Raw genomic sequence first — 14,837 nt, 5'->3', positions numbered from 1 at the left:
CCTGACGGGACTGGGATTGATCGGCCTGATTGTGTGGTGGTTCTGGCTATCCTGAAGAGACCGCCACGCCTAGGAGCGCCCCATGAGCAAGCCTTCCGTGAGTGACCTGGATTCGCCCCCCTGCCCCCGCCTCAGGTCGGTGCTGGAAACCGCCCTGTACGTGGCCGACATGGCGCGGGCGCGCGCCTTCTTCGAGGAGGTGATGGGGCTTGAGCCCTTCAACGCCGACCATCGCTTCACCGCCTACCAGGTCGGCCCTTCGGTGCTACTGCTGTTTCTCGAGGGCGAGACCCTGGAGACGGTGGTGCTGCCGGATGACATGGGCACCATCCCGCCCCACGACGGCCGCGGCTGGGTGCATATGGCGCTGGCCATCGACCGCGAGGAGCTTGGTGCCTGGGAGACGCGCCTCGACGCCCACGGGGTCGAGATCGAGGGTCGTACCCACTGGCCCAAGGGCGGCGAGAGCCTGTACTTCCGCGACCCCGACGGGCATCTGCTGGAACTCGCCACCCCGGGCATCTGGCCAAATTATTGACGTACCCGGAACCACTCCGGTGGAAAATACGCGGCGGCTGACCATAGGAAGCCTGCTTGCGAGGTCAATCAACTCCACAAGGGCAAGTTGATGAACCCCACGGCTCGAACACTGCTTTGCAACTGCATCAAACGCCTGGCCATGGCACCGATGGTGCTCATGGTCATGCTGGTAGTGCTGACGATCCTTGCTGGACCGACTGCCGTGGCCATGGAGGACTGCGCAGGCCCCTGTATCGCACTCCACAGCGACACACCAGACCACACACACCCGGAGTGCAGCGTCTGTGCCGCCGTCTCGCCGTTGCCGACCATCCACGACACACCGCCAGCCGGCTTGATCGACATCGTCGTCCCGGCTGGCACCAGTCACATCATTGCGCCGCCGAGGCGCCCTCCTCGTTCCTGACAGCAAAAAGCGTCATGTCACCACCGCACATCACAAGGCACCTACCCCGGTGCCACGCTTCTTCTGTCAGGAGTTACACCAATGAGCACGACATGTTTCGCCTTTATGGGTTCGATGGGCTGGATCGGTTGGCTAATGCCGATCGCCTGGCTGATCCTGCTGGGTCTCGGCATCTCCGCCCTCGGCAAGTACCTTCTCACCACTCACCGCTCTCGGGAGAAACAGTCATGAGCCACCGTCACGCCTCCCTGCTTTTCCTCGCCACCAGCCTGCTGGCTGCGGCGCCCGCGATGGCGGATCTGCCCGACACTGCCACCTTGTACAAGAATCCACAGTGCGGCTGCTGTGACGAGTACGCGCGCCTGCTGGAACAACGTGGTGTCGACGTGACCATCGTCGAGACTCGAGACATCGGTAGCATCAAGCAACGCCTCGGCATTCCGTTTGGCCTCGGCGCCTGTCATACCATCGAAATGGGGGGCTACGCGGTCGAGGGGCACGTGCCCTTCGCGGCGCTGGATCGACTCTTCGAACAGCACCCCGATACAGCCGGCATCGGTCTGGCCGGCATGCCTGCCGGCACCCCAGGCATGCCAGGCCCTCGCCAGCAGGAGTGGAACGTCTACGAGTTCCGCGATGGTGAGGCCAGGCCATTCATGACGCTCTGAACGCCCTCACGGGCAAGGCCCCGGCAGCTGCCGGGGCATCACCACCAGCGCCACAGCGATCCAGGGCCAAGCAACCCGGTCTTGTCGCCTTGACCTATCTGCTCTCACCTGACGAGTCAAAAGACTCGCTTGTTCGGCCACAGTCTGTCGATGTGAGCGCAACAAGATGGTTACCGTGAAGGAGAAAAGCATGTTCATGACACGCCGCTCGTTCCTGATGGGCTCCTTGCTATCGGGTGGTGCCGTGCTGGCAGCCAACGCCACAGGTCGCTTGTACTCACTGCCGCAACTCAACGAGCTTTACATCCCGGAACTGATCGATGCCCGCAGCCGTCACCAGTCGATTGCGCTGGAAGTTCAGGAGGGCTCGCGCCATTTCTTCCCTGGCCGAGAAAGCATCACCTTGGGCTACAACGGGAGCTACCTAGGTCCCACGCTTCGGGTCCACCAGGGCGACGATTCCGAGGTCACCATCACCAACACCCTGGGTGAAGACACCACCGTGCACTGGCATGGGCTGCTGGTCTCCGGCAACCTGGACGGCGGCCCTCACCAGACGATCCCCGCCGGAGCCACCTGGCGACCGGTACTACCGATACGTCAGCGGGCATGCACTCTCTGGTACCACTCACACGCTCATGGGCGCACCGCCAGACAGGTCTACGCAGGCCTGGCAGGAATGTTGATCGTCAGTGACGACCATGAAAAATCGCTGGGCCTGCCCTCGGATTACGGTGTCGATGACATTCCCCTGATACTTCAGGATAAGCAGTTCGAGCAGGGAACCCTGGTATTACCACAGGGCATGATGACGACGATGCATGGACGACGTGGCGACACTCTCTTGGTCAACGGCACTGTCAACCCAGTAGCAAAGGTTCCTCCCCGGCTGGTGCGTCTGAGGATGGTCAATGGTGCCAACGCCAGGTTTTTCGATCTGGCGTTCTCCGACGCCAGAATCTTTCACTGGATTGCCTCGGAGGGAGGTCTGCTCGAGAAGCCTGTTGCGCTGCGCTCGCTACGCCTCATTCCAGGAGAGCGAGCCGAAATTCTCGTCGATTTCTCCAATGGTCGCCCTGCGACCCTGACTACCGGACCAGACAGTAGTCTGTCGATGATGCGCATGATGACGCCCATGTCAGGGGCTAGCGAAACGACCGTCATCGAGTTCATTCCCCAAGGCACCGGCAGCAGTTCCCTTCAGGTACCACAGCGGCTTCACGCCCCTGAACCCCGGATCCCCTCAACGGCACTGCGCAGACGTCGCTTCGAGTTGACCATGGGCATGGAGATGGGCATGGGCATGGGAAACATGAGGAGGGACGAAACACGAATGAGCAGGGCCAGCTTCGGCATCAATGACCGTGCCTTCTCCATGGACAGAGTCGATGAGCGAGTCAACCTGGGTGATAGCGAAATTTGGGAGGTGACCGGCACAATGATGGCCCACCCCTTCCATGTACACGGCGTGCATTTCCAGGTCATCAGCCGCAACGGTTCTGCGCCGCAGACCCGTGACAAAGGCATGAAAGACACTGTGCTGGTGCGCGAGCCCGTCGAACTGCTGGTCCATTTCAACCAGCCTTCGCTGGGTGCGCCCTTCATGTATCACTGCCATATCCTCGAACACGAAGATAACGGCATGATGGGACAATTCACGGTAACCTGAAGCCAGCAGCGCCAGGACCTCCGCAGGCAACGAAGACCGAGGCTTGCCGGGATCACGGACCCTCGTTCGACCGCTTCAGTCGACCGGCTTATTCGACGGGTTCTGCGTGCTCCACCATCAGCTGCAGCGACTCACGCCCGCGGAAGCGGTTGCGATTGAGCTTGTAGGCGCAGTGCAGGGTGGCGCCCACGTCGAAGTCCGGCAACTGGCCGGGGGTCAGGCAGCGAAACCAGATGGCCTTCAGGGTCAGTCCGCGACAGGACAGCTCCAGGGTCAGGTGACTGCCGTCACCCACCGGCTTGAGCCGCTCCACCAGAAAGCGCCCCTCGAACAGCGGCGCCTCGAACTCGCGGCCGAAGGGGCCAAGGCCCTCGATCTCGACCAGGGTCTCGAGGCTTAGCTGATGCTCGCCGAGTTCACCGTCGGTGTAGAGTCTGGGCACCAGTTCCAGATCGCCGAGCTGTTCGCTGACCGCGGTGATCAGCGCCTGGCGGAAGTCGTCGAGACGTTCCTGTACCACGCCGACGCCAGCGGCGCCCCGGTGGCCGCCGAAACGCGTAAGCGCCTCGGGGGCCAGGTCGTGGGCGCGCTGCAGAGCATCGCGCAGGTGCAGCGCCTCCACCGAGCGTCCGGAGCCGGTCAGCATGCCGGCCTCGGCGGCGGGGGTCAGCACCAGGGTCGGCCGCCCGTAGGCCTGCACCAGGCGCGAGGCGACGATGCCCTGGACCCCCGGATGGCCGTTCTCCAGATAGACGATGACCACCGGCTCGTCGGCGTCCAGCGCCCGGCGGGCCAGCAGCCTGGCCTCGGCGACCATGTCGGCTTCGATGGCCTTGCGCGACTGGTTGTCGGCGTCCAGGGTCTCCAGGTGACGCCGCGCCACCCCGTCATCCCCGGCCAACATGAAGTGAAGCGCCGCGTAGGGATCATCGAGGCGCGAACGGGCATTGATTCTCGGCCCCATCTGGAAGCCCAGGGTCTCGGCGTTGAAGGGCACGCTGTCGGCGCCCAGGCGCTCCGCCATTACCCGCCAGCAGGGCTCGCCCATGCGATTGATCAGCGCCAGACCGTGGCGCACCACCGCCCGGTTGATGGCGCTGCCACCCAGCGACACACAGTCGGCCACGGTGCCCAGCGCCACGTAGGATAGCCAGGGCGAGAGCTTGGGCGTGGACGGCGACAGTACCGCCTGTTCGATCAATACCTGGCGGGTCAGCGACATCAACAGCCAGGCCACCATGCAGCCGGCGATGGTGGCGTCCGGGTAGTCGCAGTCGGCTCGGGTCGGATTGACCGTGGCATAGGCCGAGGGCGGCGGCCCTTCCTGGGGCAAAGCGTGGTGATCGCTGACCACCACGTCGATTCCCGCCGCCTTGAGCCTGGCGATACGCGCCTCGTCGCTGCTGCCGCAGTCGGCGGTAATCACCAGGCTGGGCCGCGGCGTCAGCTTCAGGGTGCGCTCCACCAACGGCAGGCTGATGCCATAGCCGTCATGAATACGGTGACCGATCAGACTGTGCAGACGTGACTCCGGCACCCCGAACAGTTCGTTCAGGGTGCGCCGGATCACCACGTGGGAGGTGATGCCGTCCACGTCGTAATCGGTGAGGATGCCGATGTGCTCGCCCTCGGCCACCGCCTGGGCGATGCGCTCGGCCGCTCTCGGCGCATCGGCCAGACGCTCGGGATGGACCAGATGACGCAGACTCGGATCGACCAGCGGGCCGAGTTCGCCCTGGTAGTCGGGCAGGCGTCCGGCCAGCAGCCGGGCCTGAAGCTCCGACAGCCCGGCCTCGAGTCCCTGCCGATATAGCCTTTCGTTGCGAGGACGCGGTTCGATACGCGGACGCGGCTCGGCATGCTCGCTCGAGCCGGCATTTGCCGGAGAAGAGTGGGACATCGGATTCTCTGGAAGGTTGAAGCGAGGGTGGCGCAGGAGGGTGTCGGGAACCGAGAAGGTCGGCGCAGATGGCGTGCTGACCGCCACCTGCGCCGACGCGATACCGGCGCGTCCAACGCTGCTGGATCGACTTAACTGATCGGCAGCATCACGTGTTCGCGATAGGCGCTGCGCTGGGTCAGCTTCTCGTACCAGGCCTCGAGGTTCGGCAGGCTCGGGCGCTCGATATCCAGGGCGAACCACAGGTAGACGTAGGCCCCCAGCGGAATATCACCGATGCCGAATTCCTCGCCGGACAGCCAGGGCTGGCGAGCCAGCGCACCGTCGGCGATACGCAGGCTCTTCTCGAACCCGGCCAGGCCACGCTCGATGGCCGCATCGTCGCGGGTCTCGGGGGTGCCGCGCACCAGGTTCATGATCAGATCCCGATAGGGGCCCGCCAGACTGCCAAGCGCCCAGTCCATCCACATGCTGCAGCGCGCCCTGGCGCCGGCAGAGTCGGTCGCGAGCCGACCGTCACCGTGCACATCGGCCAGATAGCGGACGATGGTGTGGGATTCCCACAGCACCAGGTCGCCGTCCTCGAGACAGGGAATCAGGCCGTTGGGATTCTTGGCCAGGAATTCCGGCGTATCGAGCCCACCGAAGGGCCCTCCCAGGTCGACCCTTTCGAGGTCGATCCCCAGCTCGATGGCACACCAGACGGGCTTCTTGACGTTGACCGAGTTGTTGCGTCCCCACAGCTTCATGGAAGTCTCCCTGTCGGGATGCCCGGCAGCGGGCACCCTTGGCAAAAACCGATGGATAAGAACCGATTGGCACAGAATCGAGCCGCACGGCGCTCGGTCCCGTCCCGAAGGCCTCAGCGACGACGATGCTCGGCGACGAAGGCCTGTACCGCTTCGAGTCTAGCCGGCAGCACCTCGTAGCGTTCCTCGCGCTCGAGCAGATCGTCCATATGTGGCGGCAGCGGCACACCCGGGAAGCCGGCCTTGACCACCGCCTCGGCAAACTTGGCCGGGTGGGCGGTGGCCAGGGTGATCATCGGCGTAGAGGCGTCCCTGCGCTCGCGCTCGGCGGCACGATAGCCGGTAGCGGTGTGGGGATCGAGGATCTCCTGGGTGCGGTGGTGGGCCTCGCGGATCACCTCGAGGATGGTGTCGTCATCCACGCTGTGGCTCGAGAACACCTCGCGCAGCCGGCCCAGCGGGGCCTCGGCCAGCACCGTCGGCTCGTTCTGGAAGCGCCCGAGCAGCTCGTCCACGGCGCCGCCGTCGCGGTCGTAGGCTTCGAACAGCAGACGTTCGAAGTTGGACGACACCACGATGTCCATGGACGGCGCCAGGGTGGCCAGCAGCTCCTGCTTGGAGAAGTCGTTGTCGGCCAGGGTACGGTGAAGGATGTCGTTGGCGTTGGTGGCGACGATGAACTGCTTCACCGGCAGCCCCATGCGGTAGGCCACGTAGCCGGCGAAGACGTTGCCAAAGTTGGCCGAGGGCACGCAGAAGCTGACCTGACGCTGGGGCGCGCCCACCGCCACGGCAGAGGCTACGTAGTAGACCACCTGGGCCATGATCCGCGCCCAGTTGATCGAATTCACCGCCACCAGCCGAGCCCCGTCGAGGAAGCTCTGGTCGGCGAAGCTGGCCTTGACCATGGCCTGGGCGTCGTCGAAGTTGCCTTCGATGGCGACGTTGAAGACGTTGTCGGCCAGCACCGTGGTCATCTGCCGGCGCTGCACCTCGGACACCCGGTTGTGGGGGTGCAGGATAAAGATGTCGAGGTTGTCACAGTGACGACAGCCCTCGATCGCCGCCGAGCCGGTGTCGCCGGACGTGGCGCCCATGATCACCGCGCGCTCGCCACGCTTCTTGAGGAAGTGATCGAGGATACGTCCGAGCAGCTGCAGGGCCACGTCCTTGAACGCCAGGGTCGGACCGTGGAACAGCTCGAGCAGGAAGTGGTTGGCGTCGAGCTGATTGAGCGGCACCACGGCGTCGTGGCTGAAGGTCGCGTAGGCGTCCTTGACCAGGCCACGGAAGGTGTCGTCGTCGATCTCGCCGCCGACGAAGGGCTTCATCACCCGAAAGGCGATCTCGGCGTAGGACAGCCCGGCCATGTCGGCCAGGTCGTCGGCGCTCAGGTGAGGGAAGTCCTCGGGAACGTAGAGGCCACCGTCGGCGGCCATGCCGGTAAGGACGACTTCTTCGAAGGACAGCGCGGGCGCCTGCCCGCGGGTGCTGATATAGCGCATCTTGTGATTCCTTGCCGCCGCCCGGGGCGCGGCCTGAGATTCCAGCGAAGCGCCCGCGAAAGCGAGCCTGGGCCCGCTCCCGCAGGCATCATCAGTCCTGCTCGTCGAGGCTCTCGACGCGAATGCGGGTCACCGAGCCGGCGATGTCGGCCAGGGACTCGATGCGGCGAATGGCCTCGTTCATGTGCTTCTCGAGGGTACGGTGGGTCAGCAGGATGATCGGCACCAGTTCGCCCTCGGTGGCCTCCTTCTGGATCAGCGCCTCGATGGAGATACCCTCCTCGGACAGGATGGTCGCCACCCGCGCCAGCACGCCGGGGCGGTCCACCGCCAGCAGGCGCAGGTAGTAGGCCGTGGTGATGTCTTCCATGGGCATGATCGGCAGCTCGTCACAGTCATCGGTGACGCCGCAGAAGGCCAGATAAGGCGTGCGATAGCGATGCTCGGTGGAGATGTCGCGGGCCACGTCGAGCAGGTCGGCGACTACCGCCGAGGCGGTGGGCTCGTCACCGGCGCCGGCACCGTAGTAGAGGGTCGGACCGACGGCGTCACCCATCACGGCGATGGCGTTCTTGACCCCGTGGACGCTGGCCAGGAGCCGCTCCTTGGGAATCAGCGTCGGATGGACGCGCAGTTCGAGGCCGTCACCGGTGCGCTTGGAGATACCCAGGTGCTTGATGATGTAGCCCAGGTTATCCGCCTGCTCGACGTCCTCGGCGGTGACCCGAGAGATACCCTCGGTGTAGGCCTTGTCGAACTGCAGCGGCACACCGTAGGCGATGGACGCCAGGATGGTCAGCTTGTGGGCGGCGTCGATGCCTTCCACGTCGAAGGTCGGATCGGCCTCGGCGTAGCCCAGCGCCTGGGCCTCGGCGAGCACGTCCTCGAACGCCCGGCCCTCGTCGCGCATATGGGTCAGGATGTAGTTGCCGGTACCGTTGATGATACCCGCCACCCAGCTGATGCGGTTGGCACCCAGGCCCTCGCGCAGCGACTTGATTACCGGGATACCGCCGGCCACGGCGGCCTCGAAGGCCACGATCACGCCCTTTTCATGGGCCGCCTTGAAGATCTCGTTGCCGTGCACCGCGATCAGCGCCTTGTTGGCGGTGACCACGTGCTTGCCATTCTCGATGGCCATCATCACCAGCTCGCGAGCCACGTCGTAGCCGCCGATCAGCTCCACCACCACGTCGATATCGGGGTTGGTCGCCACCTCGAAGACGTCCTTGGTGGTACGAATACCGGTAAGGTCACAGGCGGGATTGATGCTGCGATGGGCGACCTGCTCGATCACCAGCGGGCGACCGGCACGCCGAGCGATCTCGTCGGCGTTGCGCGTCAGTACATTGAAGGTGCCGCCACCGACGGTACCCAGCCCACAGATTCCCACTCTCACCGGTTTCAATGTCATTCTCCCTTCTCGACCGTCGCCGCAAGCGACGGCTGTGTCAGCGATTTGGCGAGGCCCGAGTCTGGCTCGAGCCTTCTCGATTGTGTTGTCGGACGGGCTCAGCCGTCGATGCCGAGGCGCTCGGCCAGCCGTTCGGCGGGCACATAGCCCGGGACCATGGTGCCGTCGGGCAGGATGATCGCCGGCGTGCCCTGCACGCCCAGCTCCAGCCCCAGATGATACTGCCGCTCCACCGGATTGTCGCAGCTTGTGGCGCCGCTCGGAACCTCTCCACTCTTGGCGGCGGTCATCGCCTCGCTGGTATTGTCGGCGCACCACACCTGTTCGAGCTGGCGGGCGCCTTCGCTCTGCATGCCGCCACGCGGGAAGGCCAGGTAGTTGACCTGGATGCCCAGCTCGTTGAGGCGCGGCACTTCCTCGTGCAGCTTGCGGCAGTAAGGACAGGTGGTATCGGTGAAGACGTGGATGGTGGCCTTGGGCTCATCTACCCCGCGATAGACGATCTGCTCGGACTCGTCGATGGCCGCCACGCGGCTGGCGCGGCTGGCGTTGCGGCTCTGCTCGGACAGGTTGACCAGGCCGTCCTCGGCGTTCTGGTACAGATCCCCCACCAGGAAGTGGCTGCCGCTCTCGTTGGTGTAAAAGGACTCCCCGGTCTCCAGACGCACCTCGTAGATGCCGTCCATGGGGGTATCCAGCACCTGACTCACCGGCATCTTCTGGCCGTTCACCTCAAGCTCGTTGAGCGCGGCGGGGGGGGCCGCCAGCGCACCGCTGGTCCACAGGGCAGCGGTGAGCAGAGCGGGCAGGGAAAGCACGAACAGAGGGCGTTTCATGGGTCAGCCTCGAGGATGATGGTCGGCGTGCAGGGCTTCCAGTCGCGCCTGCGCCACATGGGTGTAGATCTGGGTCGTCGACAGGTCCGAGTGCCCCAGCAGCATCTGTACGACACGCAGATTGGCCCCATGATTCAACAGATGGGTGGCAAAGGCGTGCCTCAGGGTGTGTGGCGACAGCGGACGATCGATGCCTGCCACACTGGCGTAGTGCTTGATTCGGTGCCAGAAGGTCTGGCGGGTCATGGCGCCGTCGCCCCGTCCGGGGAACAGCGCCGGACGCTGGATATCGCTCATCAGCTCGCTACGCCCCTGGCGCAGGTAGCGCTCGAGCCAGTGGCCGGCTTCCTCGCCCAGCGGCACCAGACGGTCCTTCTGCCCCTTGCCGCGCACCCGCACCACGCCCTGGCGCAGATTGACCGCATCGGTGGTCAGACCGACCAGTTCGCTGACGCGAAGCCCTGCGCCATACAGCACCTCGAGCATGGCGCGATCGCGCAGTCCCAGGGCGGTGGACAGGTCCGGCGCATTCAGCAGGCGCTCGACCTCGTCCTCGTCCAGGGTGTCCGGCAACGATGGCCGTACCCGCGGCAGGCGCACCCGGGCCAGCGGGTCTGCTTCGATCATCCCTTCGGCCAGGGCCCAGCGGTAGAAGCGCCTGAGACTCGACAGCAGCCGGGCATTGCTGGTGAGCTTGTAGCCCTGCTCGCGACGCGAGTCCAGCCAGTCCGGCAAGGTCCGCTCACCCGGCGTGAGCAACGCGCAAGACTGACCTGAAAGCCAGTTGGCCCAGGCCTCCAGATCGTGGCGATAGGCGCTCAGGGTATGGTCGCTGACGCCCTGCTCGAGCCATAGCTGGTCGAGGAAGCGGTCGATTGTCTGACGATCGCCGGCGCTCAAGCAACACCTCCTGGGCTGTGGGGCTGGCCATCGAGGGCACTGGTGAAGCACGAGAGGGCCCCCAATGCACCGACACCCCGCCCCACGAAGGTGGTGACGGGGTGTCGGGCGAGGGAGGCGGGGCCTCCCTCGGACTGGCTGACAGCGCTGGCTGTTTTAAGCCAGCTTTTCCTTGATACGAGCAGACTTGCCGCTACGCTCACGGAGGTAGTACAGCTTGGCCTGGCGCACGTCACCGCGACGCTTGACGCTGATGGAGTCGACCAGCGGGCTGTAGGTCTGGAAGGTACGCTCGACGCCGACGCCGTGGGAGATCTTGCGCACGGTGAAAGCGGAGTTCAGACCGCGGTTACGCTTGCCGATGACCACGCCTTCGAAGGCCTGGAGACGCTCGCGGTTGCCTTCCTTGACCTTGACCTGAACGACGATGGTGTCGCCCGGTGCAAAGTCCGGCACCTGCTTGCTCATCTGCTCGGCTTCGAGCGCCTGGATCACCTTGTTCTTGCTGCTCATTTGACTCACTCCTGAAATCGTTGTGATCCATCGATCGGTCGTGGGTGCCGATGGATCGTGATCCCGGCCCTCGAAGCTCGAGCGCGCGGGTCGTTGATGACGCAGGTCCGTCAGCGGCGACTGGCCGCCTCGTCGGAATCCCGACGATCGTCCTGCACCTCCGCCTTGTCGGCGTGTTCGTCGATGAACTCGTTCAACAGCCGCTTCTGCTCCTTCGACAGCTGCCTGCCCTCGAGCAGGTCGGGCCGCCGTTGCCAGGTACGCCCCAGGGACTGTTTCATCCGCCACTGACGGATCTGTCCGTGGTGACCGCTGAGCAGTACGTCCGGCACCTTGCGACCGTCGATTTCCTCCGGGCGCGTATAGTGCGGACAGTCCAGCAGACCGTCGTTGAAGGAGTCCTCGACCGCGGAATCCTGATGGCCCAGTACACCGGGCACCAGCCTTGCCGCCGTATCGATCAGCACCATGGCGGGCAGCTCTCCCCCGCTCAGGACATAGTCGCCGATCGACCACTCCTCATCGATGTCCGCTTCGACCACGCGTTCATCGATGCCTTCGTAACGCCCCGCCACCACCACCAGGGGCGGTCCGGACGCCAGTTCCCGCGCGCCCTGCTGATCCAGTCTGCGCCCCTGGGGCGACAGGTAGATCACCTTGGGACGCTCGCCGGTGGCCGCCTGGGCTCGGCTGCGGGCGTCGTGGATGGCACTTCTCAGGGTGTCGACCTTCATCAGCATGCCGGGACCACCGCCATAGGGGCGATCATCCACGGTGCGATGGCGGTCGGTGGCGTAGTCCCGGGGGTTCCAGAACTCCAGCGTCACCTGGCCCTTGTCGACGGCCCTGCCGGTCACGCCGTGGCGAGTAATCGCCTCGAACATTTCCGGAAACAGTGACACCACCCCTATCCACACGTTATCGATCTCCTGTCGACGCGGTTTTCGAACGCACTGCGCTCAAAACTCCGGGTCCCAGTCGACCAGCATCTCCCCTGCCTCGAGATCGACGCGCTTGACCACGTCATCGGGCAGGTAGGGAAGCAGACGTTCGCGATCGTCCGGGGCGTCACCGCCCTTCACGACCATGACGTCGTTGGCACCGGTCTCGAACAGGTAGGCCAGGCGTCCCAGAGACACCCCTTCCAGCGTAACGACCCTGAGGCCTTCCAGCTGGTGCCAGTAGTACTCTTCACTGTCGAGTTCGGGCAGGTCTTGCTTGGCCAGCAGGATGTCCGCTCCGGCCAGACTCTCGGCGCGGTCACGGTCATCGACACCGTCCAGTTGGGCGACCAGGCCCTGTCCCTGCTTGCGCCCCTGCTTGAGGCGATGGCGCGAAATCTGTCCGTCGTGACGGACCACCCATTCGGCATAGTCGAGAATGCCTTCCATGGGTGAGGTGTAGGAATACACCTTCAGCCAGCCCTTGATGCCGTAAGGACTGGTCAGCTTGCCCAGCACGACGTAATCGTCGCTGTGGCGATCGTCTTGCGCTTGGCGCTGCGCGCTAGGGCGTTGTGGCGATGCCATCTGGGTCAAACCTCTTTCACACCGGGACATTCACAGGCAAGGCTTGCGCCTCAGGCCTGCTTACGAGCTTCCTTGACCAGCTCGGCGACGCGGTCAGACAGCTGCGCGCCGTGGGACTGCCAGTGGGCGATGCGGTCGAGGTCGATGCGCAGACGCTCTTCCTGGCCACGGGCCACCGGGTTGAAGAAGCCCAGACGCTCGATGAAGCGGCCGTCGCGGGCGTTGCGGGAATCGGTCACGGCGAGGTGGTAGAAGGGACGCTTCTTGGCGCCACCACGTGCCAGACGAATGGTAACCATACGTTGACTGTCCTTCGGTTGGGATTTCAGATAACGGCGACGGCCAGGCCAGCCACCGGTGTTTCGCTCACGACGAGGGCCGCGCCAGGCGCGGTCCTCGAGTGAAGAGGCAGTATTCTACGGAAAACCACCCCCCAAGGGAACCTTTTTTGCCGCTCATCCCTTGACGAGCGGCGCACCAGCGGTGCCAGGGCCGGGAGTGGCGGGCCCAGCGTATTGCATCTTCATCACGCTTGGGCGCTTGGCATTAAAAACAGCACCAGCGCAAGAAAACAGACTCAGCGCCAGGGCATGCCGCCGGGGCCACCCATGCCGCCCATGCCTCCGGGACCGCCAGGACCACCTCCGCCCATCATGCCGGACATGCCCCTCATCATCTTCTGCATGCCGCCTTTCTTGCCGGCCTTCTTCATCATCTTCTGCATCTGCTTGTGCTGCTTGAGCAGACGATTGAGGTCCGGCACCTGCAGGCCGGCACCGGCGGCGATACGGCGCTTGCGCGAGCCGTTGATGATGTCCGGATTACGGCGTTCCTTCGGCGTCATCGAGTTGATCAGCGCCTCGAGCTTGCCAAGCTCCTTTTCGGGCCCAGGCCCCTGGGCCATCTCGGCCATCTGCCCCATGCCCGGCAGCTTGCCCATCAGACCGCTCATGCCGCCCATCTTCTTGAGCTGCTGGAGCTGTTCGCGGAAGTCCTCGAGATCGAAGCCCTGGCCTTTCTTGACCTTCTTGGCGAGCTGTTCGGCCTTGCCCTTGTCGACGGTACGCTCGGCTTCCTCGATCAGCGACAGCACGTCGCCCATGCCGAGGATGCGCGAGGCCACACGATCCGGATGGAAGGGCTCGAGGGCATCGACCTTCTCGCCGACACCCATGAACTTGATCGGACGACCGGTGACGTGACGCACCGACAGGGCGGCACCGCCACGGGCATCACCGTCGGCCTTGGTCAGCACTACCCCGGTCAGCGGCAGGGCATCGGCGAAGGCGCGGGCGGTGTTGGCCGCATCCTGGCCGGTCATGGAGTCGACCACAAACAGCGTTTCGGAGGGCTCGATGGCCTGATGCAGCCCCTGGATCTCCTGCATCATCGCTTCGTCGATGGCCAGGCGACCCGCGGTATCGACCAGCACCACGTCATGGAACTGGATCTTGGCGTGTTTCAGTGCCGCCGTGGCGATGTCCACCGGGGCCTGATCCGAGCGCGACGGGAAGAAGTCGACCTCGACCTCCTTGGCCAGGGTCTCGAGCTGGTCGATGGCGGCGGGGCGGTAGACGTCGGTGGAAACCACCAGCACCTTCTTCTTTTCGCGCTCGCGCAGATACTTGCCCAGCTTGGCCACCGAGGTGGTCTTGCCCGCACCCTGCAGGCCGGCCATCAGCACCACGGAGGGCGTGCCCTTGAGCGACAGCCCTTCGTTGGCCTCGCCCATGGTGACTTCCAGCTCCTGCTGGACAATCTTGATGAACTGCTGGCCCGGCGACAGGCTGCGGGAGACCTCCTGGCCCACGGCACGTTCGCGCACTCGCTCGATGAACGCCTTGACCACCGGCAGGGCAACGTCCGCCTCGAGCAGCGCCTTGCGCACCTCGCGCAGGGTGTCCTTGATGTTGTCGTCGGTCAGGCGTGCCTGACCCTTGATCGACTTCAGCGTCTGGGACAGACGCTCGCTCAGGTTCTGAAACATGGGCCTCTCCAAATGCGATGGCCTCAAGGCGCCCTTGTCGAGACGCCCCTTGAGACGGCCGCCGGTGCGCGGCCTTGACGATGGCGCAAATTATACGCCTTGTGGCGCGGACTCTCCATGCAGTTGCCGGCAAGACAGCCGAAGAAGGCCGCCCGCTGGCTGTCAGCCGAGGCGCTATCCGGTATAGTCGGTGTCGAGGGGAAGGCATTCCCCGGACCCAG

The 14,837-nt window shown here is 64.7% G+C and carries 15 protein-coding genes; 4 read left to right on the top strand and 11 right to left on the bottom strand.

Annotation, left to right across the window (positions count from 1 at the left end; genetic code table 11):
• Positions 1-82: 82 nt before the first annotated feature.
• The 4 genes from NFI08_RS08910 (at position 83) to NFI08_RS08895 (ending at position 3,283) form a co-directional block, all read left to right on the top strand.
• Positions 83-538, top strand: coding sequence for a VOC family protein (locus tag NFI08_RS08910; RefSeq protein WP_045991321.1), 456 nt, complete (start codon positions 83-85; stop codon positions 536-538).
• A gap of 489 nt (positions 539-1,027) precedes the next feature.
• Positions 1,028-1,177, top strand: coding sequence for a hypothetical protein (locus NFI08_RS08905; RefSeq protein ID WP_185696471.1), 150 nt, complete (start codon positions 1,028-1,030; stop codon positions 1,175-1,177).
• On the top strand, positions 1,174-1,614 hold the full coding sequence (locus tag NFI08_RS08900; RefSeq protein WP_045991323.1) for a DUF411 domain-containing protein: 441 nt from the start codon (positions 1,174-1,176) through the stop codon (positions 1,612-1,614). The genes NFI08_RS08905 and NFI08_RS08900 overlap by 4 nt, the downstream gene beginning before the upstream one ends.
• 190 nt (positions 1,615-1,804) lie before the next feature.
• Complete coding sequence (locus NFI08_RS08895; protein WP_349588693.1) at positions 1,805-3,283, top strand: multicopper oxidase family protein; 1,479 nt, start codon at positions 1,805-1,807, stop codon at positions 3,281-3,283.
• An 88-nt stretch (positions 3,284-3,371) separates the two neighbouring features.
• Here the strand turns inward: NFI08_RS08895 and recJ are convergent, their stop codons facing one another.
• The 11 genes from recJ to ffh all read right to left on the bottom strand — a co-directional run bounded on the left by recJ (position 3,372) and on the right by ffh (position 14,616).
• Entirely contained in the window at positions 3,372-5,183 is a 1,812-nt protein-coding gene (gene recJ / locus NFI08_RS08890) for a single-stranded-DNA-specific exonuclease RecJ (protein WP_349588690.1), read from the bottom strand.
• Between the two features lie 131 nt (positions 5,184-5,314).
• A complete protein-coding gene (locus NFI08_RS08885; RefSeq protein WP_045991326.1) occupies positions 5,315-5,932 on the bottom strand; it encodes a glutathione S-transferase family protein in 618 nt (205 codons plus the stop codon).
• A 113-nt stretch (positions 5,933-6,045) separates the two neighbouring features.
• On the bottom strand, positions 6,046-7,437 hold the full coding sequence (gene thrC / locus NFI08_RS08880; RefSeq protein ID WP_045991327.1) for a threonine synthase: 1,392 nt from the start codon (positions 7,435-7,437) through the stop codon (positions 6,046-6,048).
• Positions 7,438-7,528: 91 nt separating this feature from the next.
• Positions 7,529-8,845: a homoserine dehydrogenase gene (locus NFI08_RS08875; RefSeq protein WP_349588686.1), complete on the bottom strand. Its 1,317-nt coding sequence runs from the start codon at positions 8,843-8,845 to the stop codon at positions 7,529-7,531.
• 104 nt (positions 8,846-8,949) lie between these two features.
• Positions 8,950-9,687 (bottom strand): DsbC family protein, encoded by a 738-nt coding sequence (locus tag NFI08_RS08870; RefSeq protein ID WP_045991329.1) that lies wholly within the window; start codon positions 9,685-9,687, stop codon positions 8,950-8,952.
• Positions 9,688-9,690: 3 nt separating this feature from the next.
• Entirely contained in the window at positions 9,691-10,587 is an 897-nt protein-coding gene (gene xerD / locus NFI08_RS08865; RefSeq protein ID WP_239452500.1) for a site-specific tyrosine recombinase XerD, read from the bottom strand.
• A gap of 156 nt (positions 10,588-10,743) precedes the next feature.
• Positions 10,744-11,100, bottom strand: coding sequence for a 50S ribosomal protein L19 (gene rplS / locus NFI08_RS08860; protein WP_045991330.1), 357 nt, complete (start codon positions 11,098-11,100; stop codon positions 10,744-10,746).
• A gap of 110 nt (positions 11,101-11,210) precedes the next feature.
• On the bottom strand, positions 11,211-12,017 hold the full coding sequence (gene trmD, locus NFI08_RS08855) for a tRNA (guanosine(37)-N1)-methyltransferase TrmD (RefSeq protein ID WP_045991331.1): 807 nt from the start codon (positions 12,015-12,017) through the stop codon (positions 11,211-11,213).
• A gap of 42 nt (positions 12,018-12,059) precedes the next feature.
• Positions 12,060-12,629, bottom strand: coding sequence for a ribosome maturation factor RimM (gene rimM, locus NFI08_RS08850; protein ID WP_045991332.1), 570 nt, complete (start codon positions 12,627-12,629; stop codon positions 12,060-12,062).
• Between the two features lie 50 nt (positions 12,630-12,679).
• A complete protein-coding gene (rpsP, locus tag NFI08_RS08845; protein ID WP_045991333.1) occupies positions 12,680-12,928 on the bottom strand; it encodes a 30S ribosomal protein S16 in 249 nt (82 codons plus the stop codon).
• A gap of 278 nt (positions 12,929-13,206) precedes the next feature.
• Positions 13,207-14,616 (bottom strand): signal recognition particle protein, encoded by a 1,410-nt coding sequence (gene ffh, locus NFI08_RS08840; protein ID WP_045991334.1) that lies wholly within the window; start codon positions 14,614-14,616, stop codon positions 13,207-13,209.
• Positions 14,617-14,837 lie beyond the last annotated feature (221 nt).

Origin of the sequence: Halomonas sp. EF61 (assembly GCF_040147045.1) — a bacterium.
GTDB lineage: Bacteria > Pseudomonadota > Gammaproteobacteria > Pseudomonadales > Halomonadaceae > Halomonas > Halomonas litopenaei.
This window is presented reverse-complemented; position numbering and strand designations above follow the sequence as displayed.